22 protein-coding genes are annotated in these 23,459 nt (G+C 44.8%); 5 read left to right on the plus strand and 17 right to left on the minus strand.

All coding sequences use genetic code 11. From position 1 onward, the window contains the following. Nucleotides 1-3 precede the first annotated feature (3 nt). The gene (htpX, locus tag R2S67_RS07385; protein ID WP_005390832.1) at nucleotides 4-873 is read right to left on the minus strand and encodes a protease HtpX; all 870 of its coding nucleotides are present in this window, start codon (nucleotides 871-873) and stop codon (nucleotides 4-6) included. Nucleotides 874-1,380: 507 nt separating this feature from the next. Here htpX and R2S67_RS07390 point away from each other — a divergent pair. Further along, a complete protein-coding gene (locus R2S67_RS07390) occupies nucleotides 1,381-1,548 on the plus strand; it encodes a hypothetical protein (RefSeq protein WP_005378215.1) in 168 nt (55 codons plus the stop codon). A 75-nt stretch (nucleotides 1,549-1,623) separates the two neighbouring features. Here R2S67_RS07390 and bioD read toward each other — a convergent pair whose 3' ends face one another. The 4 genes from bioD to bioB are packed head-to-tail and all read right to left on the minus strand — an operon-like array spanning nucleotide 1,624 to nucleotide 5,303. After that, a complete protein-coding gene (gene bioD, locus R2S67_RS07395; RefSeq protein WP_005390831.1) occupies nucleotides 1,624-2,310 on the minus strand; it encodes a dethiobiotin synthase in 687 nt (228 codons plus the stop codon). After that, the gene (bioC, locus tag R2S67_RS07400) at nucleotides 2,307-3,113 is read right to left on the minus strand and encodes a malonyl-ACP O-methyltransferase BioC (protein ID WP_152812426.1); all 807 of its coding nucleotides are present in this window, start codon (nucleotides 3,111-3,113) and stop codon (nucleotides 2,307-2,309) included. The genes bioD and bioC overlap by 4 nt, the downstream gene beginning before the upstream one ends. Beyond that, nucleotides 3,113-4,264 (minus strand): 8-amino-7-oxononanoate synthase, encoded by a 1,152-nt coding sequence (gene bioF, locus R2S67_RS07405; RefSeq protein WP_317343013.1) that lies wholly within the window; start codon nucleotides 4,262-4,264, stop codon nucleotides 3,113-3,115. The genes bioC and bioF overlap by 1 nt, the downstream gene beginning before the upstream one ends. Next, nucleotides 4,251-5,303: a biotin synthase BioB gene (gene bioB, locus R2S67_RS07410; RefSeq protein WP_317343014.1), complete on the minus strand. Its 1,053-nt coding sequence runs from the start codon at nucleotides 5,301-5,303 to the stop codon at nucleotides 4,251-4,253. The genes bioF and bioB overlap by 14 nt, the downstream gene beginning before the upstream one ends. 130 nt (nucleotides 5,304-5,433) lie before the next feature. Here bioB and bioA point away from each other — a divergent pair, with 130 nt between their 5' ends. Next, nucleotides 5,434-6,714 carry an adenosylmethionine--8-amino-7-oxononanoate transaminase gene (gene bioA, locus R2S67_RS07415; protein ID WP_104969264.1) on the plus strand — a complete coding sequence of 427 codons (1,281 nt, stop codon included), beginning with the start codon at nucleotides 5,434-5,436 and terminating at the stop codon, nucleotides 6,712-6,714. 69 nt (nucleotides 6,715-6,783) lie between these two features. On the opposite strand, the gene R2S67_RS07420 is transcribed toward bioA, so the two are convergent. From R2S67_RS07420 to lrp, 8 genes are all read right to left on the minus strand, one after another. Next, a complete protein-coding gene (locus R2S67_RS07420) occupies nucleotides 6,784-7,050 on the minus strand; it encodes a DksA/TraR family C4-type zinc finger protein (RefSeq protein ID WP_167426729.1) in 267 nt (88 codons plus the stop codon). Between the two features lie 137 nt (nucleotides 7,051-7,187). Beyond that, nucleotides 7,188-7,628, minus strand: coding sequence for a hypothetical protein (locus R2S67_RS07425; protein ID WP_317343015.1), 441 nt, complete (start codon nucleotides 7,626-7,628; stop codon nucleotides 7,188-7,190). Continuing rightward, on the minus strand, nucleotides 7,622-8,353 hold the full coding sequence (locus R2S67_RS07430) for an ATPase (RefSeq protein WP_237311856.1): 732 nt from the start codon (nucleotides 8,351-8,353) through the stop codon (nucleotides 7,622-7,624). Before R2S67_RS07430 ends, R2S67_RS07425 begins: the two co-directional genes overlap by 7 nt. A gap of 207 nt (nucleotides 8,354-8,560) precedes the next feature. Next, on the minus strand, nucleotides 8,561-9,868 hold the full coding sequence (gene serS, locus R2S67_RS07435) for a serine--tRNA ligase (RefSeq protein ID WP_053807197.1): 1,308 nt from the start codon (nucleotides 9,866-9,868) through the stop codon (nucleotides 8,561-8,563). A gap of 91 nt (nucleotides 9,869-9,959) precedes the next feature. After that, nucleotides 9,960-11,315, minus strand: a complete 1,356-nt coding sequence (locus R2S67_RS07440; protein WP_317343016.1) for a replication-associated recombination protein A — start codon at nucleotides 11,313-11,315, stop codon at nucleotides 9,960-9,962. Continuing rightward, nucleotides 11,316-11,942: an outer membrane lipoprotein chaperone LolA gene (gene lolA / locus R2S67_RS07445; RefSeq protein ID WP_046874759.1), complete on the minus strand. Its 627-nt coding sequence runs from the start codon at nucleotides 11,940-11,942 to the stop codon at nucleotides 11,316-11,318. A 74-nt stretch (nucleotides 11,943-12,016) separates the two neighbouring features. Beyond that, nucleotides 12,017-15,070 (minus strand): DNA translocase FtsK 4TM domain-containing protein, encoded by a 3,054-nt coding sequence (locus tag R2S67_RS07450; protein ID WP_317343017.1) that lies wholly within the window; start codon nucleotides 15,068-15,070, stop codon nucleotides 12,017-12,019. A 152-nt stretch (nucleotides 15,071-15,222) separates the two neighbouring features. Beyond that, nucleotides 15,223-15,717, minus strand: coding sequence for a leucine-responsive transcriptional regulator Lrp (gene lrp, locus R2S67_RS07455; protein ID WP_005378234.1), 495 nt, complete (start codon nucleotides 15,715-15,717; stop codon nucleotides 15,223-15,225). A 156-nt stretch (nucleotides 15,718-15,873) separates the two neighbouring features. On the opposite strand from lrp, the gene ald reads away from it, so the two are divergent. After that, a complete protein-coding gene (gene ald / locus R2S67_RS07460; protein ID WP_005378241.1) occupies nucleotides 15,874-16,998 on the plus strand; it encodes an alanine dehydrogenase in 1,125 nt (374 codons plus the stop codon). A 93-nt stretch (nucleotides 16,999-17,091) separates the two neighbouring features. On the opposite strand, the gene R2S67_RS07465 is transcribed toward ald, so the two are convergent. Next, nucleotides 17,092-18,288 (minus strand): methyltransferase, encoded by a 1,197-nt coding sequence (locus tag R2S67_RS07465; protein ID WP_317343018.1) that lies wholly within the window; start codon nucleotides 18,286-18,288, stop codon nucleotides 17,092-17,094. A 53-nt stretch (nucleotides 18,289-18,341) separates the two neighbouring features. Then, nucleotides 18,342-19,316: an HTH-type transcriptional regulator CysB gene (gene cysB / locus R2S67_RS07470; protein ID WP_317343019.1), complete on the minus strand. Its 975-nt coding sequence runs from the start codon at nucleotides 19,314-19,316 to the stop codon at nucleotides 18,342-18,344. Nucleotides 19,317-19,629: 313 nt separating this feature from the next. On the opposite strand from cysB, the gene R2S67_RS07475 reads away from it, so the two are divergent. Beyond that, nucleotides 19,630-20,394 (plus strand): hypothetical protein, encoded by a 765-nt coding sequence (locus tag R2S67_RS07475; protein WP_006742886.1) that lies wholly within the window; start codon nucleotides 19,630-19,632, stop codon nucleotides 20,392-20,394. Between the two features lie 97 nt (nucleotides 20,395-20,491). Further along, entirely contained in the window at nucleotides 20,492-21,262 is a 771-nt protein-coding gene (gene miaE, locus R2S67_RS07480; protein ID WP_104974277.1) for a tRNA isopentenyl-2-thiomethyl-A-37 hydroxylase MiaE, read from the plus strand. Between the two features lie 129 nt (nucleotides 21,263-21,391). Here the strand turns inward: miaE and R2S67_RS07485 are convergent, their stop codons facing one another. Beyond that, nucleotides 21,392-23,020, minus strand: a complete 1,629-nt coding sequence (locus R2S67_RS07485; protein ID WP_005390805.1) for a methyl-accepting chemotaxis protein — start codon at nucleotides 23,018-23,020, stop codon at nucleotides 21,392-21,394. A gap of 155 nt (nucleotides 23,021-23,175) precedes the next feature. Next, complete coding sequence (locus tag R2S67_RS07490; protein ID WP_012841963.1) at nucleotides 23,176-23,442, minus strand: hypothetical protein; 267 nt, start codon at nucleotides 23,440-23,442, stop codon at nucleotides 23,176-23,178. Nucleotides 23,443-23,459 lie beyond the last annotated feature (17 nt).

The raw sequence follows: 23,459 nt of genomic DNA on the forward strand, positions 1-23,459 counted from the left end.
CAACTAGTATTGCTGACTACGTAACGCTGCAATACGTTTATCTAGCGGAGGGTGGCTCATCAGTAGCTCAGTCAATGACTGCTTGCCATTGATACCGAACGCCATCATTGTGCCATCAAGTTGAGATTCGTGACTCATCTTCAAACGTTCCAATGCCGCGATCATTTTCTCTTTACCAACTAAGTGAGCAGCACCTGCGTCGGCATGGAATTCGCGATGACGGCTGTACCACATGGTAATAAAGCTTGCCAAGAAACCAAACACTAGCTCAAGCACCATAGATACACCGAAGTAAACCATCATGTTTGTACCTTGACCTTCTTCATCATCGTTCGATGCCACAATATTGGCGATAAAACGGGATAGGAAGATAACAAACGTGTTCACAACGCCTTGCATCAATGTCATCGTGACCATGTCACCATTTGCAATATGACTCACTTCGTGGGCCAGTACCGCTTCTGCTTCATCACGAGTCATATTGTGTAAAAGGCCAGTGGAAACCGCGACAAGAGAGTCATCTCGCTTTGCCCCCGTCGCGAATGCATTGATATCTGGTGAGTCATAAATAGCCACCGTTGGCATACCAATACCCGCTTGCTGAGCTTGACGACCCACAGTTTCGACTAACCAATGCTCAGTTTCGTTACGCGGACTTTCAATGACCATACCGCCAACCGAGCGCAGTGCCATGCCCTTTGACATCATCAACGAAATAAGTGCACCACCAAAACCAAATATGGCGGCCATAACTAGCAAACCAGAAAGACTGCCAGGTTGCATTCCAGTGGTAGCGTAAACAATATTCAGAACAACACTAAGTACTAGCACGACAGCTAGGTTAGTTGCTAGGAATAACATAATTCGCTTCATTACTTTTCTCCGAGGAAGCTTATCGTTTTTTTAAAACGGATTGTTATAAGGAACAGGTGGTAATCGCTGTAAAAGCCAATTCCGCTAAGTTTCATGCTCCGTGCGTTATAGATATAGTCTATCCGCGATAAAAACAAGGTTAAGCAATAAATTGCAACATTTGTTTTCGAGACTGAAAGATTATGTTCAAGCGATTTCTAGGCACGTTCTGATAAAAGCCATTACTCCATTCATATTCATTCCTTTCCGTAATGAAAAGTACTTTGAATCGCACCTCATCTATCAATGGATGACCTTGATGTTAAATCTATCACCTCTAGGCAACTTAGCTAGAAATATTTTACTAGACCAAAAACAGTATGTTAGCCCCGCTATAGACTTTGGTCTTATTGTGCGGCGACATGGACATGCTAGATTCAAATGAGATGAACAAAACAGAGCCACTCTAAGTACATTAAAAAGGTACATTAGGTAAGCTCAAAACTTCCATGTATTGAGGGAAAAACCATGGTAGAAACTAACGACTATCAAATGGCTATTGATTTACTACGTTGTCATCTAGGCATCTCAGAGGATGAGGCGAAGCAACAACTTGGTATTTCAACCGATCATCATATGTCTCAGCGTGTTGCAGAAACTCAGCAAGCATTGATGGGGCTTAGCCAAGATAAGTAATCTGATGTTATAGATTACACCAATAAAAAAGGGCTGCATTACGCAGCCCTTTGGTTTTTAGTATTTTAAACACAATCAGTCAGTATTTAGCAAAGGCTCGACATTAATGTACTTGCCTAGCTCTTTGCGCTTAGCACTTGGAATGTATGGGATTTCGCCAAGCTTAGGCGCACCGATACGCGCTTCAAGCATCTCGATAATATCAGCATAGTGCTCGGTGCCAGGGTTAACTCGGTTTGCCACCCAACCAACAAGATTCAAGCCATCCGCTTTAATACTCTCAGCCGTGAGTAAAGCATGGCTCAAACAACCTAATTTAATACCAACCACCAAGACCACGGGTAACTGCTCTGCTTGTACCCAAGTAGATAAACAGTCGGTATCTGACACAGGCACACGCCAACCACCAGCGCCCTCAACGAGAACGACATCAGCTTGCTGCTTGTGTTGAGCCAGCTTTTCACTGAGGAGTTCGTATTTTATTTCGACATGTTCATGTTTTGCCGCGATGTGAGGAGAAGCTGGCAATTCTAAAGCGTATGGATTCACATCATCATAAGCGACATCAAGTGTCGCGGCCGCTTGTAAATGTAAGGCGTCAGAGTTACGCCATCCAGCTTCAGTCTTATCACTCCCTGCTGCCACTGGTTTATAACCAATAGTGTTTAGTCCTTTTGCTGCCAACGCTTGCAAAATGGCTTTAGACGCTACCGTTTTTCCTACATCAGTATCCGTACCAGCAATAAAAAAAGCATCAATCATAGATGTATTACTCCAAAACAAACCTGATAACTTGCAGGTAGAAGACCTTGATCATTTTTAAACGCTTGGTACTCATGCTCAACTTGCAGCAAAGTCTCTCGACTGGTTAAACCATGTGAGCGCCCGCTTACGTGATTTGCACCTATACCTTTGAGGTCACGCATAACTGAAAATGCTGAGTCGTACCAAACTGTGATGGTGGTCAAGTCTAGTTGATGGTTGTCACATCGAGATTGCGCTAACGCAATTTTTACCTGATTGAGCGATAGAAAGTTATTGACGTGTTGATATGCATCAATTTTTTTCCATGATGCTCGCAACTCGCACAGTGACCCTTCAGCTAGTGTAGAAAAAGCCGCCTTCCCATTAGCTTTTAGTACACGACGAACTTCTCTCAGGGGATAACTTAAATCGGCACACCATTGCAAAGCCAAGCTAGAGAATACGTAGTCGAAGCTTGTATCGTCGAAAGGCAAGTTTTCTGCGTCGGCTAGCACATAATTCATTCGTTCATGGCCACAGCGCACCATAGCTTTGCTTAACATCTCTTGAGAGATGTCCACACAAAACACTTCAGCGCCACGCTCTTGAAGAAGTTGAGAAAAATAGCCCGTACCACATCCTAAATCCAAAACACGTTGATGAGTTAAGTCATTCGGAAGTTTGTCTAGTAAGCGATGGCCGACATCACGCTGGAAAGCGGCATGTTTGTCGTATGTGTCAGCCGCCTTACTAAAGGAAGCGGCGATCGCTTGTTTATTAGGCAGTAAGCAATCCAACTTCATTTGCTCTGCATTATCCATTACTGCGTTCCTAATGCTTGCTTCAATGCCATTGAAAGCGTTTTAACTTGTTCGTTAGTGTGATTAGCAGTGAGTGTGATTCGCAGACGAGACGTCCCTTTCGGAACTGTTGGAGGACGAATAGCAGTAACCCAAATACCGTTTTGGCGACAAGCACCTGCTACTCGCAAAGCCAAATCAGATTCACCAATCACAAACGGCTTAATCGAAGTTTGAGTCTCAACAAAGCCCTCAACGTCGCTGAGGCTATCTCGATACACTTCACTTAACTCTGTGAGCTTTTCACGTCGCCAAGACTGCTCTTGAACCATCGAGACAGCATGCGTGAGCGCATAGGCTTGTGCCGGAGGCATCGCCGTGGAATACACATGGTGACGAGCAAACTGAGTTAAAAAGTCCCCCGTTGTGTGGTCACATAAAATAGCCGCGCCAGACATACCAAACGCTTTGCCGAAAGTCACGATCAGTATCTCAGGTTTAACCTTTGCTAACTCGCAAGAACCGCCACCGGATTGACCGAGAACGCCAATACCATGAGCGTCGTCTACAGCTAGCCAAGCATCATGATTACCGGTGACGTCAGCTATATCAGCAAGTGGTGCACAATCCCCGTCCATACTAAACACCCCTTCAGTCACGACTAAGTGATTGTCTTCGCTATTCAGCAGCGACTTTAGGTGCTCGATGTCATTGTGCTTGAAGCGCTTCATCTTAGCTGGTGACAACGCCCCCGCTTCCATCAACGAGGCATGGTTCAAACGGTCTTGAATGAGTACGTCTGATTTTTCTAACAAGGTGAACAACAAGGCTTGATTAGCACTGAATCCAGAACCAAACAGAATTGCTCTGTCGTAACTCAGCCATTCTGTTAGTGCCGCTTCTAAATTGCTGTGCGCGGCACTAAAACCTGTGACCATTGGAGATGCACCACTGCCACTGCCGTATACACTCAAGCCTTGCTGCCAAGCACGAACGAGCGCTTGGTCATTGGCCAAGCCTAAATAATCATTACTTGAGAAGTTGATGTAGCGTCTGCCTTCGTATTCCAAAATCGATTGGTTGCCGGAAAACACCACATTCATCGAACGATTCAGCCCCTGCGCTTTACGATCGGCAAGGGCGGACTCGATACGAGATTTAAACGCTGGCATCGTAGAAAAGGTCGTCTTTTGTCGGACGAGCAGCAACGCGCTCTACGACGCGATCCAGCAACTCGTTTTCTTCGATTTCATCAGGTTTTTGAGACACCTCTTTGCTGTTAATGCCGAGCTTGTCGAACAGCATCATGTCTTTGTCTTCAGAAGGGTTTGGCGTGGTCAGAAGTTTGCAACCATAGAAGACGGAGTTTGCACCCGCCATAAAACACAGCGCTTGCATTTGTTCGTTCATGTTTTCACGACCAGCCGATAAACGGACTGCGGATTGGGGCATCATAATTCGTGCTATTGCAATCAGACGAATAAAGTCGAACGGCTCAACGTCGTCCACTTCTTCCAATGGTGTACCCTTCACCTTAACCAGCATGTTGATTGGCACACTTTCAGGATGTACTGGCAAATTAGCCAGTTCAACCAACAAACCTGCTCGGTCGTTAGCACTTTCACCCATGCCGATGATGCCACCGGAACAGATCTTCATGCCAGCATCACGAACGTGAGACAAAGTGTCTAAACGGTCTTGGTAAGTACGTGTGGTAATGATGTTGCCGTAAAACTCAGGTGAGGTATCTAGGTTGTGGTTGTAGTAATCCAGACCAGCAGTTGCCAATTGCTTTGCTTGATCTGGCGTCAGCATGCCTAATGTCATACACGTTTCTAAACCCATGCCCTTCACGCCTTTGATCATGTCGGTCAAATGCGGCATGTCACGCTCTTTCGGGTTTTTCCATGCTGCACCCATACAGAATCGAGTAGAACCAGCATTTTTGGCTTTTTGCGCAGCATCGAGTACGCGTTCTACTTCCATCAAACGCTCTTTCTCGATGTCTGTGGTGTAACGAGCACTCTGAGGACAGTACTTACAATCTTCTGGACAAGCACCTGTCTTAATCGACAGAAGCGTGCTTACTTGAACATGGTTGGTTTGTTGATATTGACGATGTACAAGCTGCGCTTCGAATAGGAGATCCATGAATGGTTTTTCCATGAGATCGCGCACTTCAGCATGCGTCCAGTTATGACGAACTTCCACGTGTATTCCTTTAGTCACTTTTGTTGTTGTGTTGACAGTCTACTGAGTCTCGATAAACTGTCAACACAACACAAAACAACAAAGTTTACACCTGTTTATTTTTTAATCTTAATTATTATTGGAATCGCACATGGATCTCGCCTTCGACCGCCAGCATATCTGGCATCCTTACACTTCGACATTAACACCTCTGACCTGCTACCCAGTAGAATCAGCAAGTGGTGTTCACATTAAATTGGAAGACGGTACTGAGCTTGTCGATGGCATGTCTTCTTGGTGGTCGACAATCCACGGCTATAATCATCCGCACTTAAATCAAGCGGCTCACCAGCAAATCGATCAGGTCTCTCATGTGATGTTTGGCGGGATTACCCATCAGCCAGCAATCAATTTGTGTAAGAAGTTGCTGTCCTTAGCACCAAGTAATCTTGAACATGTATTCCTTGCCGATTCAGGCTCCGTTTCCGTAGAAGTCAGCTTAAAAATGGCACTGCAATATTGGCATGCAAAAGGCGAACGCCGACCGAAGTTTCTTACTTTGCGACACGGTTATCACGGCGACACTTTTGCGGCTATGTCGGTTACCGATCCTGATAACTCAATGCACTCTCTCTACAAAGGCTTTTTGCCTGAGCATATCTTTGCGGAGTCACCAACTTGTGGCTTTTGGGATGAGTGGAAATCTGAAGATCTTGCTGACTTTGAGCACAAGATTGAAACACATCATCAAGAACTCGCTGCGGTGATCCTAGAGCCTATCGTTCAAGGCGCAGGTGGCATGCGTATCTATCATCCAGAATTTCTCAAAGGCGTGCGTAGGCTTTGCGACAAATACGGCTTGTTATTGATTGCAGATGAAATCGCAACCGGATTTGGGCGTACCGGTAAACTGTTTGCTTGCGAACACGCAGATATCCAGCCAGACATTTTGTGTGTCGGGAAAGCACTCACTGGCGGCTACATGACCCTCTCTGCGACCCTGGCGAGCAAACACGTTGCGGATACTGTTTGTGGTGGTGATGCTGGGTGTTTTATGCACGGTCCAACCTTTATGGGGAATCCACTCGCTTGTGCTGTAGCTACTGCAAGTTTGGAATTGATCGAGCAAGGTGATTGGAAGCAACAAACCCAACAAATTGAAACGCTGTTTTCTGAGTTACTACCAAAACTTGAAGAATACGACTTGGTGAAAAACACCCGTTGGTTGGGTGCTATTGGCGTAGTGGAGACGCATCGCCCTGTGAATATGGAAACCATCCAAGCCTTGTTTGTTGAACACGGAGTGTGGATTCGTCCATTTGGCAAACTGATTTATATGATGCCGCCGTTCATCAGCAAGCCGGAAGATATTGAGAAGCTAGTTAACGCGATTGATGCAGCGTTGCAACGTAAAGATTGCTTCGCTTCATAGTCCAATTCAACACGAAAACGGTTTGAGTATGAGACTCAAACCATCTCTTTATTTATTAGAACAGTAAAGCTATCGAAGTTGACTGTCTTTACTCGCTCGTCGATTGAATAATACTTGGCGTTGAGATGCCAATTCAATTGTTGACTGGCATTCGATACACAAACGAACGCCTTTCATTGCAAGACGACGCGCTTCCGGAATCTCATCACCACACTCATCGCAGTAATGGGCGCTCTCACCCTCTGTGATACTGCCACGAACACGAGAAATCTCGTCGTCTATTGTGTTTTGAATTTGTTGGCTGACGCTATCGTCGTTTGCCCACCCTACGGCCATAAGCCCTCCTCGTTACTTGAATGAGAAAATCTACTTACCGTGGTAAGGTGGATGATTATGTCGATTACAAATAACAAGATAATTAGGGTAAATTCGAAAACACTATTACGTTTTGGTAATAATTATTCTGTAATCGATTATTCGGCACTCTCATGAAAAAGCAATGCAAGGTCACTCATACTCCCTTCCTCGCATTCAAAATACTGCGTTTGCTCAGGCTCTCTCAAAGTAACACTGAGTACCTTCTCTACCTCATCAAACTCCTCGCTAAAGTACTCACTGACCAATATAACGCGCTCACCAATACTAAATGCCAGTGACTTCTCATCTACCAACGCTCGATGATAATGTTCAACACGATAATCTTGAGGTTTTATCCGCTGTAAAACAGAGCTTTGATTCTCAATGGACTCATTAAAGATAATCCCACCTTTGCCTTGCTCTATAAAAATACTAAAGTTCATAGTTTGGTTCACTGAGCATTCAAAGACTTTTCTGGGCGAGGTGTTAGCAACAGCAAACGTGCTCATCATCGCAACACTTAAACCCAAAGTGACCGCCAATCGTTTCATTACCATTCAGCCAACACTGTAAATAGCGCTTGTTCAGACATACGGGTTAATACATATCCGTGTGAAGATGAATACGAGCCACTGAGTACACTATTCTCTTTCTCAATAACGATATCCTCGATGCCGTCAGCGTTGTAATCACCTTTTGCGGTAACGGTAATAACCTGAAAGCCATCAGTCGAATCGTAATACTCTGCTCTGACTTCACTGATGACCTGAGTTCTTTGGATATGGTCTGCTTCATCCCACGTTGATAGTGTCTTTGCTTTCTCTGCACTTTCGTCAGAAATAACAAAAGCAAGTGCACTTGGAGCGAAATTAGGAAAGGTATCGTCTAACTTAAAGTCTGATATAAATGAACGCTTAGAGGCAGCTAACTTTGCCATCTCACTCCATGTTTGGCACTGAGTTAAATATGCTTTAAACGCGCCGTATTCATAGGCTTTTGCCGCAGTAAAGCCCGTAGAGTTTGCCGTAGCTAAGTCTTGGCAATTAGATACTAGTTTTTCTTCATCAGATGCACGTTTCAATTCAAGTTCATAGCCCCAATCGAGTGAGTTACGAAGTTGCATATTTTCTTTGGAAGGTTGCGCTATTTCGCGCGCGAAAAAGCGATCGGTTCGCTCACTATCTAAGTATTGAGGCTGAATAAGTTCACTTGCGATAACACTCTTACTAACGAGCAAAGTAAGCGCAAAAATAATAAGCAATGAAAGATGATTTACTGGCATAACGTTTAACAACAAGGGCAAATGATGCCATTAGCTTGTCACGTGAAAAAACCGTTTAGAAAAATATCATTTGTCTCGTACTGCCAGATTCTGGGCGAGCTCTTCACTATTGCGTGTGCTAATTACATAACAACGTATTTTCACTCGACGCAAATAACAAAAAACCCAGCACTGAAGCTGGGTTTTGGTGTTCTAGTGGTTAATGAATTAACCGATGTGCGTTGCGCCACCCATGTACTTCTGAAGTACTGCAGGGATTGCAATACGGCCATCTGCTTCTTGGTTGTTTTCTAGGATAGCAACCATGGTGCGACCAACTGCTAGACCAGAACCGTTTAGCGTGTGTACAAGCTCAGGTTTCTTCTCGCCTTTACGACGGAAACGCGCTTGCATACGACGAGCTTGGAAGTCCCACATGTTAGAACATGAAGAGATTTCACGGTAAGTTTCTTGAGCAGGAACCCAAACTTCTAGGTCGTAAGTTTTACGAGCGCCGAAGCCCATGTCACCTGTACAAAGAACCACTTTACGGTAAGGAAGCTCTAGAAGTTGTAGAACTTTCTCAGCGTGACCTGTTAGCTCTTCTAGCGCATTCATTGAATCTTCTGGCTTCGTGATTTGTACTAGCTCAACTTTGTCGAACTGGTGCATACGAATCAAACCACGAGTATCACGACCGTATGAACCCGCTTCTGAACGGAAACACGGCGTGTGAGCTGTCATCTTGATTGGTAGATCCGCTTCGTCAGAAATCGTGTCACGAACTAGGTTTGTTACAGGTACTTCTGCCGTAGGTATTAGAGACAGTTTACGTGGCTCTTCGTCGTTTACTTTTTCCGCTAGAGGCTCTGTGTGGAAAAGGTCTTTACCGAACTTAGGAAGCTGGCCAGTACCGAATAGGCTGTCAGAGTTTACTAGGTAAGGTACGTACATTTCAGTGTAGCCATGTTCTTCTGTGTGAAGATCTAGCATGAACTGAGCGATTGCACGGTGTAGACGAGCAAATTGGCCTTTCATCACGATGAAACGTGCGCCAGTGATCTTAACTGCACTTGCAAAGTCTAGACCGCCACCCATTTCACCTAAGTCAACATGGTCTTTTAGTTCGAAGTCGTAAGTCTTAGGCTCACCCCAACGAGAGATTTCGACGTTGTCGTTTTCATCTTTACCATCTGGCACTTCATCAGCAGGGATGTTTGGTACAGAAAGCGTGAATTCGTCTAGTTGAGCCATTACTTGCTCAAGTTCAACTTTCTTCGCATCAAGATCGCTACCTAGAGTACCGATTTGTTTCTTGATCTCTTCTGCGCCTTCTTTGTCGCCAGCTGCCATTTTTTGGCCGATTTGCTTGGAGATGGAGTTACGCGTGGATTGTAAATTTTCTACTTCTACTTGAATGGACTTACGTTGTTCTTCAAGTTTACGAATAGTCTCTACGTCTAGCTTAAAGCCACGACGCGCCAGTTTAGCAGCTGTTTCATCCAGCTCTGTACGAAGTAATTTAGAATCCAGCATTGTTAATCCTATGCTTTTTGTTGTGAAATCACGCGCACTTTCCAAGCGTACGCGTTAAAAAAATTTACTGAACAAATGTATCCAAAAACGCCTACTTTTCATAGCGCTTTTGTTGGCTATTTGCGTCTAATTTAGCCAAGTAATCTAACTTTTCGCCGATTTTGGTTTCTAGACCGCGATTTGTTGGCTGATAATACTTACGATCCGCCATTTCTGGTGGCAAATATTGCTCACCCGCTGCATAAGCACCCGGCTCGTCGTGAGCATATCGATATTCTACGCCATAGCCCATGTCTTTCATCAGACTGGTGGGTGCATTACGCAAGTGATGCGGCACTTCATATTCAGGCAAGTTATGTGCGTCAGTGAGCGCTTGTTTCCAAGCAACATAAACGGCATTACTCTTTGGAGCGCACGCGAGATAAACAATTGCTTGAGCAATCGCACGCTCACCTTCTGCTGGACCAACGCGTGTAAAACAGTCCCACGCGGAGAGTGCAACTTGCATGGCTCTAGGGTCCGCATTGCCGACATCTTCCGATGCTATCGCAAGTAATCGACGGGCAATGTAAAGTGGATCACAACCTGCAGCTATCATACGAGCAGCCCAATACAAAGCGGCATCTGGGTTTGATCCACGAATAGATTTGTGAACCGCAGAGATTAAGTCGTACCAGATATCACCTTTGTTATCAAAGCGAGAGACCTTTTCTCCCGCCACTTCCGCAAGCAACTTAAGCGTGATTTCTTTTTCACCTTGCGCATTGTCTTCTGCCATATCGTATAGCAGCTCAAGGTAGTTAAGAGACATGCGAGCATCACCGTTCACTAGCTCTGCTAAGCGATCTAGAACGTTGTCGGCGAAATTTGCTGGTGTATTACCCAAGCCGCGCTCTTTGTCGTTAATCGCTTGATCAAGCGCCAGCGATATTTCGCTCTGGTCAAGAGAAGTCAACTTGTAAACGCGAGCACGCGAGAGTAATGCGTTGTTTAACTCAAACGAAGGGTTCTCTGTGGTCGCACCGATAAACGTAACCGTACCGTCTTCAATATGCGGTAAAAACGCATCTTGCTGCGATTTGTTAAAGCGATGCACCTCATCCACGAATAAGATAGTGCGGCGACCTGCCATTTTGTTCTCACGCGCTTTGTCGATCGCAGCCCGGATCTCTTTAACGCCAGACGTCACCGCAGATACACGCTCAACTTCGGCGTTGGCATAGTTTGCTGCCACTTCCGCTAATGTCGTTTTACCTGTGCCAGGTGGTCCCCACAAAATCATCGAGTGAATGTGTCCGGCCTCTAGCGCTCGGCGTAGGGGTTTACCCGGACCTAAAATATGCTGCTGTCCAATATACTGTTCGATAGTTTGTGGTCTCATACGAGCAGCAAGGGGACGAAAATCTTCGTCCCCTGAGAAATCTAACGTGTAATTACTCACTAACAATTAATTCCTTTGGTCATCCACTTCCACGCCATCTGGAATTGTGAATGTAAATCTGTCTACCTTTGGTTTACCAAGCTTAACATTACTAAAAGTAAACAGCCCTTTCTGACCATCTTGCTCAATGACGTTAAAGCCTTTCACTACGCCTTTTGCATCAATATTAATCTGGAATTGGCCTTGAGTAGAGTCAATTGCCGTTGGAATGAGCGTAAACTCATTACCTTTCTGAGAAATCTTATAGTTATCCCAATCGCTTGCTCTATTGCGAGTTAACAGCACAAATGGTGTTTGCTCGGTCGCTTGCTCTTGCCAGTAAATGCTTACTTGTTCAATGAATGGGCTGTAATACCACAACGTCTTACCGTCAGATACTAAAAGGTTTTCATCAGGGAAAGTCGTACTCCAACGGAACAAACTTGGACGAGCGATTTCAACCGTGCCCTCACCTTCCATTACCGTTTCACCTTCAGGGCTGATCACTTGCTGGGAGAAATCGGCACTGAAACCTTCGTTCATTGCGAGACGTTTATTGAGTTCATCTTTGGGAGATGCTGCATTCGCAGCTGAGAAGAAAGAAACGCTTAAAACTAGCGCTGAGAAAAATTTCGCTGAAAATCGTTTTTTCATTCAGATACCTATCAGAGGGTCAAAGACCTAAAGTTACTCACCTCTGTTGGACTGAGGTGAGTAACACAAGTTCATTAATCTTTTGGTGGCGCAGGAGCCAAAACTTCGCGGTTACCGTTGTGACCCGGTGCACTCACGATACCTTGTGCTTCGAGTTGCTCAACAATACGGGCGGCACGGTTGTAACCGATCTTAAATCGGCGCTGAACACCGGAAACCGAACCTCGACGTGATTGAACCACGTGCTCAACGACTTGATCGAAGAGTGGGTCTACATCTTCATCCGCTTCCATTTGCTCGCCTGGCAATAAGCTTTCTGGACTTTGATCTCCACTGATGATCTCTTCAATGTAGTTCGGTTTACCACGCGCTTTCCAGTTGTTTACAACAGCGTGAACATCATCATCTGATGCAAATGCACCGTGGACACGAGTTGTATGACTTGAGCCCGGCGGTAGATACAACATATCACCCATACCAAGCAGTGATTCTGCACCACCTTGGTCTAGAATCGTACGGGAGTCTGTTTTAGTCGATACCGTAAACGCAACACGAGTTGGAATATTCGCTTTAATCAGACCAGTGATAACATCCACCGATGGACGCTGAGTCGCAAGAATTAAATGAATACCTGCCGCACGCGCCTTTTGTGCCAAGCGTGCAATCAGTTCTTCTACCTTCTTACCCACCACCATCATCAGGTCAGCAAATTCATCGACAACAACAACGATGTAAGGCAGTTTTTCTAACAATGGCGGTTCCGTATCCATACTGTCGCCTTCTTGCCAGAATGGATCATGAATTGGGTGACCTGCTTCTGCTGCCATCTTCAACTTCTCGTTAAAGCCTTTCACATTACGAACGCCCAATGCCGACATCAATTTATAACGACGTTCCATCTCACCCACACACCAACGTAGAGCGTTTGATGCGTCTTTCATATCAGTCACAACTTCAGAAAGAAGATGAGGGATACCTTCGTAAATAGAAAGCTCTAGCATTTTCGGGTCAATCATGATGAAGCGTACATCTTCTGGGCCAGCTTTATACAGCATGCTCAAAATCATCACGTTCACACCCACCGACTTACCAGAACCGGTTGTACCTGCTACTAGCACGTGAGGCATCTTCGCGAGATCAGCCACAACAGCTTCGCCCGCAATGTCTTGACCTAACACAACCGTTGTTGGTGACGTTGCTTGCTCAAACTGAGGACTACTGATTACATCAGATAAATAGACCGTCTGACGACTCATGTTTGGCAGTTCCAAACCGATGTAAGGCTTGCCAGGAATTACTTCTACAACACGTACAGCCATTGCAGACAATGCACGCGCTAAGTCAGTTGAAAGACCAGAAATACGGCTTACCTTTACCCCCGGCGCCAAATCAAGCTCGAAGCGAGTGATCACTGGACCAGGATAAATCCCCACCACGTCGGCTTTGATTTTGTAGTCCGCTAGCTTGCTCTCAACCAATCGAGCGACCTGCTCTAGCGCATCACGGTCGATAAAGTTTTCGCGTTTTTCTGGATGGTAAAGCAACTCGAGCGTTGGAAGTGGCTCTTCCGGAACAGGCAGGTTTTCTTCTTTCTGTACCAAAAATGGGTTCTGTGTCGCTGCTACTTTGGCTTGCGCACTAGAAACCATGTCTTGGAATGCCGCTACATCTTCGTCGCCGTCTTGAACCTCTTCAACCTCCGCTTTTTGAAGTGCAGGTTCAAATGTTGTTGAAGGTGTTGCCACTTGCTGATGAGGTGTTGTTGGAGCTGGCTGTACTTGTTGTACAGACTGTGACTCCACTTCGTCTTCATCGTCTAACACGTCAAAATCAGAGATCGTAGGTTCAATGTGTTGACTCGATTCTGTTTGCTCCGTGATGCTATCTAGCGCAGCGGAATCAATTACAGGCTCTTCATGCACAGGATGCTCAATACTTGGCTGCTGTACTTGCTCTGCTTCAAATTGTTCGTACTCCGCATAATCTGGTTCAACACTGATCGGTTCTTCTGTAGCTGTATGTTGCTCTACATAGGAAGAGTAAGTGTCTGCAAATGATGGGGCTGCCTGTTCTTCAGTTCCCCAGTCATCTGCTTGTTGCGCTGCAGCTTCAAGCTCTTCTATCGTGACATTCAGCTGCTTGGTACGCTCCAGAAGCGGATCAACGTTATCAGTATTCACCGCATGGACAGGTTGCGTTTGGTGCTCAGGTTGAGCATAAACTGGCGCAGCATTAACCGTAGCCTTGTGTTGTGGCGGCGTCGGTTCCACCATCATTTGTTCCGCTGGCTTCTCAGGTTTAGCTTGAGGCATATAAATAGGATATTCATGCGCAGGCGCCGATTCTTTCGGCTCATCGACATCGAACGCCGTTAAATGAGGAAGCGGCTCATCATCAATGTCATGGTCTACGTTATGTCTAGGCTTAGAGACTTTATCTTCCACGAACTCATCTAGCTGAGGTTCTAAAACTTCTTGCTCAGAGCCTCTTATCTTATTTGCAAGCGCCGCAATTAGCGCTAATGCACGATCTCCAAGCCACTCAACGATGTTAAGCCATGAGATGCCAGTAAAGAGAGTAAAACCCGCTCCCCATAAGAACAGCAGTACCAATGTCGTGCCAAGTACATTCAATGTAGGTAAAGCTAGGCTAGACAACACATCTCCGACGACACCACCGGACGAGAAATACCAAATATCATCAAAATTAATATCGGCTAGACCACAGCTAGTCATTATAAGGACGACAAGGCCGAGTAACCTCGTACCCCATAACATGAAATCAATTGGCTCATCTTCTCCTCGTTTACGGCAAATCACCCATGCAGCCGCAGCTAGCAAGAAAGGGATTGGATAAGCGAGAGAGCCAAATGTGAAGAATAGTGTGTCCGCAAGCCAAGCGCCGAAAAGGCCACCAGCATTGTCGATCTCCCCTCCCCATGCGGTTTGGGACCAAGAAGGATCGGCCGGACTGAAGGTAAATAGTGCAACCGCAAGCAATACCGAGCTAAGAACGCCAACGATAAAGCAGCACTCTTTTAAGCGTTGGAAGCCATTTAAGCGTGAAGACTGGGGCTCTTCACTGGTTTTGATAATGGTTTCGACTTTCTTTGCGTTCTCTTTGAACATAAATCAACTTGAATATGGAAATGAAATAGGAAATTGCAAAACATTCCGAGCGGCATCAAGCCGCTCGGTAAATTGATTTAACCATATCAAAGAGAAAAACCCAATTACTCTCTGGCGAAAGCGGAAGCATATACCGCTTTCTTTGCAAGAAATTAACGAGTTTTGATCACAAGCTGGTTAGATTGTTTCACTTCTTCCATTACAACGTATGTGCGAGTGTCATTTACGCCAGGTAGACGTAGTAACGTATCGCCCAATAGTCGGCGGTAAGCACCCATATCTGATACACGGGTTTTAAGAAGATAGTCAAAGTCACCTGATACAAGATGACACTCTTGTATGTCGTCTAGCTTTTGAACAGCTGAGTTAAACTGCTCAAATACATCCGGCGCACCACGGTTTAATGTAATCTCAACGAATACTAATAGTGACGCATCCAGGAACTGCGGATTCAATAATGCAGTGTATCCTGTGATGTAACCCTGACGCTCTAAGCGACGTACACGCTCCAAACATGGCGTTGGAGAAAGTCCCACACGTTTTGAAAGCTCAACGTTTGAAATACGACCGTCTTTCTGCAGTTCATTAAGAATGTTGCGGTCGATACGGTCTAGTTCCTTGGACGGCTTTTTATAGTTGTCTGCCATTTTTTATTCCACCTTATTACTTCCTTGCAAAAAAATATACTACAACTTTTTAATATTTGGTGCCAAATTTTACAAATCTATAACTATACTAGTTATTAATTCGACAATAACACCCTACAAACAGTTAATACAACCATTATAGAAAGAGGATACAGGATGATCATTGGCGTACCTAAGGAAATCAAGAACCACGAATATCGTGTTGGTATGATCCCAGCAAGCGTGAGAGAACTCATCTCACATGGTCACCAAGTTTTAGTTGAGACCAATGCAGGTGCCGGCATTGGTTTTTCAGACGATGATTACATCGCTGTCGGCGCATCCATTCTCCCTCATGCTGCAGACGTATTCGCGCAAGCAGACATGATTGTAAAAGTAAAAGAACCCCAAGCAGTAGAGAGAGCAATGCTCCGCGAAGGGCAAATTTTATTTACTTATTTACACCTAGCACCAGATTTTCCACAAACTGATGAGCTAATCAAGAGCAAAGCTGTCTGTATAGCCTATGAGACTGTAACAGATAATATGGGTCGTTTGCCACTGTTAGCACCAATGTCAGAAGTGGCAGGTCGTATGTCTATCCAAGCTGGTGCCCAAACTCTAGAAAAATCACACGGGGGTCGTGGTTTACTTCTAGGTGGCGTTCCTGGTGTTGAGCCAGCGAAAGTCGTCATCGTTGGTGGTGGTGTTGTTGGTGCAAACGCAGCTCGTATGGCTGTTGGCCTTCGCGCTGACGTAACCATTCTAGACCGTAACGTAGATACACTTCGTAAGCTTGACGAAGAATTCCAAGGTCGCGCTAAAGTGGTTTATTCTACTGAAGACGCTATCGAGAAGCATGTTCTAGAAGCTGACCTTGTTATCGGTGCCGTTCTAATTCCTGGAGCAGCAGCACCTAAGCTGGTAACAAAAGAGCACATTGCTAAGATGAAACCTGGTGCGGCAGTGGTTGACGTGGCTATTGACCAAGGTGGCTGTTTCGAGACATCTCACGCAACAACCCACGCAGATCCAACTTACATCGTGGATGAAGTGGTTCACTACTGCGTAGCAAATATGCCTGGTGCGGTTGCACGTACTTCAACTTTCGCATTGAACAATGCAACACTCCCTTACATTGTGAAACTCGCAAACAAAGGCTACCGTGAGGCACTTCTAGAAGACAAAGGCTTCCTTGAAGGTCTAAACGTTATTCACGGAAAAGTAACATGTAAAGAAGTAGCAGAAAGCTTTGACTTGGAATACGTTGAACCAACTCAAGCTATCGCTATGTTCAATTAATGACAAAATAAAACACAATTTGTCACGTTTTGTTTACAAAAGCCCACGCATAAGTGGGCTTTTTCATATAGAGCGTTTAGCTATAAAAAATAACTAATTCTTATATGAGCAAATTAAAATATTTCTAGGTGTAACTGATTTAGGGCAAAACTCTGACAATCTAACACGATAACCACGTTCTTCAAGATAAAGTGCTTTGTCCAATGCGAGCCAGATCTCCAATGGACGTTGAAAAACCAGTTGCACTAAGCTCATTCTCTCCATTTGCCAAAAGCGTTGTTCGCTTAACTTTTCAAAATGATCGAAATCGATTTCTTGAGAAAGAACGATACCTTTCTGCTCCGCCGCCCAGCGACACAAAGATTCAAAGCCTTCACTTAATTGCGACTTACGAATACTGGGGACAGGTTGATATTCTGCCATGCCTAACACTCGTCGAGTAATCAAATCGAAGCCAAGACGAAACACCATTTCCTGCTGACGATGGCGACGTACACGCTCCCCCCCTGTCACCGTTTGCTGTAACGGGATACGCAGTTCTTGCTTAGACAATGAGAGAGAAGAAACCCTCCCCGGTTTCGACATCGGCTGGTATTGTTCCGACTGAATCAAGTGATAACAACAAGGTGAGATGGTCATCGCAGCAATCCCATTCTCACTGCCGTACTGCATTAGACGAACATGGAGATCACCACACGCATGCAGTGCCACCGCGTGTTGCGTTGGCTTGAATACCGCTTTTGCTTTGCCATCGAACGCGTCACCTTGAATAAACGCCATTTTCCAATGGTGTTCATTCGCAGCTTGTTGCCCCGAATCACACAGTACTTGTTGATATTCGAAACTGGTCACAGGCTGATCGGTTTGTGTTGCCAGGATTCGTCCTAAATAACCTTTCCCTGCACACCACTCTAACCATTCTTCGCCACAGTGTTGTTGAATTGCAGCTTCACCCATCGAGCTGATTTGCTCCAGCTTACGTCCGGGAATGCCGTTGTCTAAACCACGAGCGAGTGCCAAACCATTTAAGGTTAAAGACTCTAAACGCGTGTGATAAGCGAGTTGTTCGAGTTGAGGCACGAACGCGCTTATCGCTTTTAAGGCGAGTTCAGGTTCCGCTTTATACTCTTCGATTTGAGAGGGAGAAAGAGACACTAACCACTGGCACAACTGAGGGTGTTGCTCTTGCCAAGGTAATGAGGTGTGGATGCTACTTTTAAATGGTTCAAACCGCCATAGCGATTCGTTTTCCAATAAGCAGTCATTAATAAATTGAAATTGCGTTTTCATAACTCCCCCTACAACGAGCGCATTGTAGAGGGAATCGAAACATCAATGAAGTGTTATCTCACCGGGAGCTCGATGTCTTTAAACATCTCTTCGATTTCTGCATTAGATTTCAACGAAATCGCCTGCTCTACCACTGGGCGAGTTAAATGAGGAGCAAAGCGTTCCATAAAATCGAACATGTATGAGCGCAGGAATGTGCCGCGACGGAAGCCAATACTTGTCGTACTAGCCCCAAATAAATGGCTCGCATCTATTGCGGCTAAATCGCTGTCCTGCTCTTCATCCACAGCCATGCTAGCAATTACGCCGACACCAATACCCATGCGAACATACGTTTTAATAACATCCGCATCAGTTGCAGTGAATACTACTCTCGGGGTTAAACCTTCACGATTAAATGCGGTATCTAACTCTGAACGGCCCGTAAAACCAAACACATAAGTGACCAATGGATAAGCGGCAAGATCGCTGATCGTTACTTTGTCTTTCTTCGCTAATGGATGATCTTTGGGCACGACAATTGAACGGTTCCAATGATAACAAGGCAGCATGATGGCATCTTGATATAAGTGAAGCGCTTCTGTCGCAATCGCAAAGTTCGCCGTACCTTTGGCAATCGCCTCAGACATTTGTGACGGCGTACCTTGATGCATGTGTAATGACACTTTTGGGTAGCGAGAAGTGAAACCTTTGATGACATCCGGCAAAGCATAACGCGCTTGCGTATGTGTCGTAGTGATATTCAGTGTCCCCATTTCTGGGTGGGTGTGCTCCCCTGCTACAGCTTTGATACTTTCTACACGAGCCAGAATCTCTTGGGAAATACGTACAATTTCTTCACCAGCAGGTGTCACCTGTGTTAAGTGCTTACCGCTACGTTCAAAAATCTGAATGCCTAACTCATCTTCCAGCAACCGAACCTGCTTACTGATACCTGGCTGAGAGGTATACAAGCTTTCTGCCGTCGCGGATACATTCAGATTATGGTTTACAACCTCAACAATATACTTCAGCTGCTGCAGTTTCATCGTAATCCCTTACTTGTTCATGAGATAATTTATTGGCCACTCGGACGAGCGATATAATAATTAGTTATAACGCGTTCAAATCGAAATGAACAGTAATTTCTAACTTATACCTCAATCACATACTGATAATCCTCAACATAGAAACAATATGCACAAAGTTGAGCCAATAAATGACTGAAGTTCTATGATGTGACTTCTATCAGTAGCTAAAACGTGGGAGAGACAAAATAATCAAACAAATAGGGTGCCGAGTAAGATAAGATTCATGTATTCTTTAACGCTAGCCGTAGAAAAGTAAAGCAGACGCAAAGATATGAATATTGGTTTAATAATCGCTTTGGTAGCCATCCTACTGGTGTTGATCCTAGGCTATAACATTATGTTGCAGTATAAGGTCAAGGTAGAGACTGCGAAAAGACAGGAGTCCGCACGCTATGTTGCCTTGATTGATGGCACTGAAGAGTTGATTGGTCATGCGCACCATATCCCTTTTAGCAAGGAGCTGTTGCTATGTCTAAACAATCGTATTCTTGACGCGCTAGAAAGCATGCATGAGCTTGACCCGAAGAATAAGCAGCTTGCTCAACGTATCGAAAACATGAAGCAACAGATTGAGCAACTGAAAGAGAATGGTCCCACTGGCGAGAGTACCACGTTCAAAATGCCGAGCAGTGATAAACAAGCCATCGTCATGCTTAAGTTGGTGAAACGCCTCCGCGATACTATCCGTAACGAACACAATAAAGGCCGTATCGACACCCAGACTTACGTCGCTGAAAATGCGCGTTTAGAAACGATGCAGATTCGTATCAACATCGAAAACGTCATTAAAAGAGCAAACGACTCAATCGCTCGAGGTCAACCTGGTACAGCACTTCAACTGCTACGCAAAGGTATCGATGCATTGAGTACAAAGAGCGATCCCTACTCTATTCAAGCGAAACAGAAGCTTGAAGACATGTTGGGCGACCTAGATAAAAAACGCCAAGATAAAAGTGATGCTGAAATGCAGCAGATCGCCGATAAAGAGCGCGACAATGACATGGAAGCACTCTTCGGCGAGAAGAAAAAGTGGTAACATTCACTTAAGGTCAATAAAGGCTGCAATCGCAGCCTTTTTTCTATCCGTAAGATAGCGGATATGCCCAATTAGAATGTGAAGTACTAAAACTAAAATGATGAATCTAGACGCCTATCAAGATCTTCTTGCTCCCATTAACCAATTTCTGCAATGCAGCACACCTGATGAATGGGTAGAGGAAGCAAAGAAACCAGAAAACCTTCAAACCATTTTATTAGACCACCTACTGTGTGAGCTAAAAGCTGGCCAATCTGCGATGTTTTTAATTCGTAAGTATGCCGTTGACCAATCCAGTTCACATGCTCTGCTTGACTGGTTTAAACCCTATGAAGACTTTGCTTATCGCAATGTAGGCTCACTAGAAACTTTAAAAGGTAAGAGCAATATTTCCAAAGCGATCATGGCTAAGTCAAACTCACCGTACAGCCAAGATTTGATCGATAAAATGGTGCTTTTGATTAAAGAGGAGTTACACCACTTTTATCAAGTTTTAGAGATCATGGAAAGTCGTGGAATTGAGTATAAAAATATTCCAGCAAGTCGCTATGCTAAAGGGCTCATTTCGCATATGAAGACTCATGAACCGGAAACGCTGATCGATAAACTCATCATTGGTGCCTACATAGAAGCCCGATCTTGTGAGCGTTTTGCCAAACTAGCACCACATATGGATGACGATATCGCAAAATTCTACGTTTCTTTACTGCGCTCAGAAGCACGCCACTATCAAGATTATCTTGTATTGGCAGAGCAAATCGCGGGCAAAGACATCAGCGAACGCATAGCCTATTTTGGCCGAGTTGAGGCGGATTTAATTTCTACGCCAGATACAGATTTTAAGTTCCATAGTGGTATTCCAGCCTAGCGAGCATATTCTCCCAAGATTGAGCATGCTCTGAACTTATTTATATAGACAGAGAATAAATAAGCCGGACATTTCGTCCGGCTTATTTTTTGTAGCAATGAGGTTAGGAATAAAGCTGAAACACAACAACTAGAGCTGGAATGAACCCATTCGAGTTTTCAAGTTGTGCGCTAGGCTACTGATCTGCTGGCAAGCTACAGCCGTTTGCGAAGCTCCCTCAGCCATCTCTGTTGAGGCACTATTAATATGCTCCACACTGCGATTCAGCTCTTCGGATACTGAATTCTGCTCGCTGCACGCCGTTGCGATTTGTGTGCTCATTTGCGCTATGTTATCGACAGAATGTTCAATTTCTTTTATCTGGCTATCAGCGTCATTGACTTGCTCAACACACTGAGAAATGCCCTCCTGACAATCACGGCTTGAATGCCCTATTTTGCTGCTGCTCTCTTGTAGTTGATTAACAATTTCCACAATTTGTGAAGTGGAGTCTTGAGTGCGTTGCGCCAGAGAACGAACCTCATCTGCCACAACAGCAAACCCACGTCCTTGTTCACCGGCCCGAGCGGCTTCAATTGCGGCGTTCAGTGCTAACAAGTTTGTTTGCTCCGCAATCCCGCGGATCACATCTACGACCACATTGATATTGTTTGAGCTCGATTCAAGCTCACGTGCCAGTTCATCTGACTCTTGGATCGTATGTGATACACGCTCAATTACTGCGATAGTTTGTTGTAACGTCGCCGTTCCTTGTTTAGCCACTTCCGTTGCCGAGTAAGCAGAGGTCGCGCCAACTTCAGTATTTTGTGCCACTTCACTTACAGCAGCTTGCATTTCTGTCATCGCAGAAGCCACCGAGCTAAGTTCAATTTGTTGATTTTGCATACCAGAAGCGGTCTGAGAAGAAATAGCACTCACTTCCTCTACTGCTGCCGTTAGCTGAATCGTTGAGTCATTAATCTCAGAAACCAGCGAATGTAAGTTTGTTTGCATACCGACAAGCTCTTTGAGCAGCGTTCCTAACTCGTCTTTGCTCAATTCGCTTTCGTCGATTTGATTATTCAATTGACCCTTGGCGATTTTGGAAGCGAATTCCAATGCTCGATCAACAGGCCCGCAAATGACTCGAGAAAGCAACATGGCAGACATTACCATGACCAATGCGACGACAAGCGCACCAACAGCAGCGCTGTATTGTGTAAATGCCGCTTCATTTTGTACTTCTTCGCCAATCAAATTCACCAACTCATCGTTCAACGCGAGGGTATCATCCAAGCTGCTCAACGCTTTTGAGTAAGTATCGAAACTCGATAAAATCACATCATTTGCACTTTCAGCATCACCTTGGCTTAGCAGTGCGTTGTAAGTCTTCGTTTCTTTGATGTATTGATTCCAGGTTTCTTTAAAAACGTTAAAAGACTGCGTTTCACGCTGATTAAGGTCGAGCTTTTCGTATTCTGCAATACCAGCCTGCACATCAGAACGCCATTGGTCGAGGCCTTTTAACCACTCACCAATTTTGGGATGATTTGCGTTTGGCAATAAAGAGAACTCATCTTTGCGCACTTTAGTAATATCAACTTGGATACCTTTCAAAATCGCAACAGAAGGTAAGCTTTTATCTGTTAGCACTGAGATGTCTTTATTCAGTGTTAACAAACCTTGTACCAACATTACTGACACTAAACCAAACACGGCAAAAACGGTTAAATAACTAACCGATATTTTCTTTACGACACTTAAGTCTTTAATACGCATGCACTTTCTCCCTGCAGCCTTTCCAAACCTCTCACTTAAGTGAAAGCTTAACCTCTAAAACACACTGTTTTTTGCGCTCGATATCATTGATCGCTCTTATATACATCGGCCTGAGAGATCAAATCTTGACCAGTAATTGATATTTTTATCACGTGCTATTTTAGAGATAGGCTCGCATGCTCCGTATTGTGTCTACATTTTTTTATGAGCGCTTCCCGGCGCAACTCTAAGATCTCATCGATGAGTTTTTCTTTAGCGTTGATGCCAAAGTGCTGGGCATAATTTTTGACTTTTTCAATCTCATTAGGCTGCAAGCGGTATACCTCTTTCTTTAAACGAGCTTCTGCTTCGCTTCTAATCAAACCTTGGTCTTGTAGTAATTTAATGATGGTTTCATCGATTGGATTTACTGCTCTAGCCATGGTGCTCCATCTATCAA

Origin of the sequence: Vibrio sp. T13N (assembly GCF_032970445.1) — a bacterium.
Classification (GTDB): domain Bacteria; phylum Pseudomonadota; class Gammaproteobacteria; order Enterobacterales; family Vibrionaceae; genus Vibrio; species Vibrio diabolicus.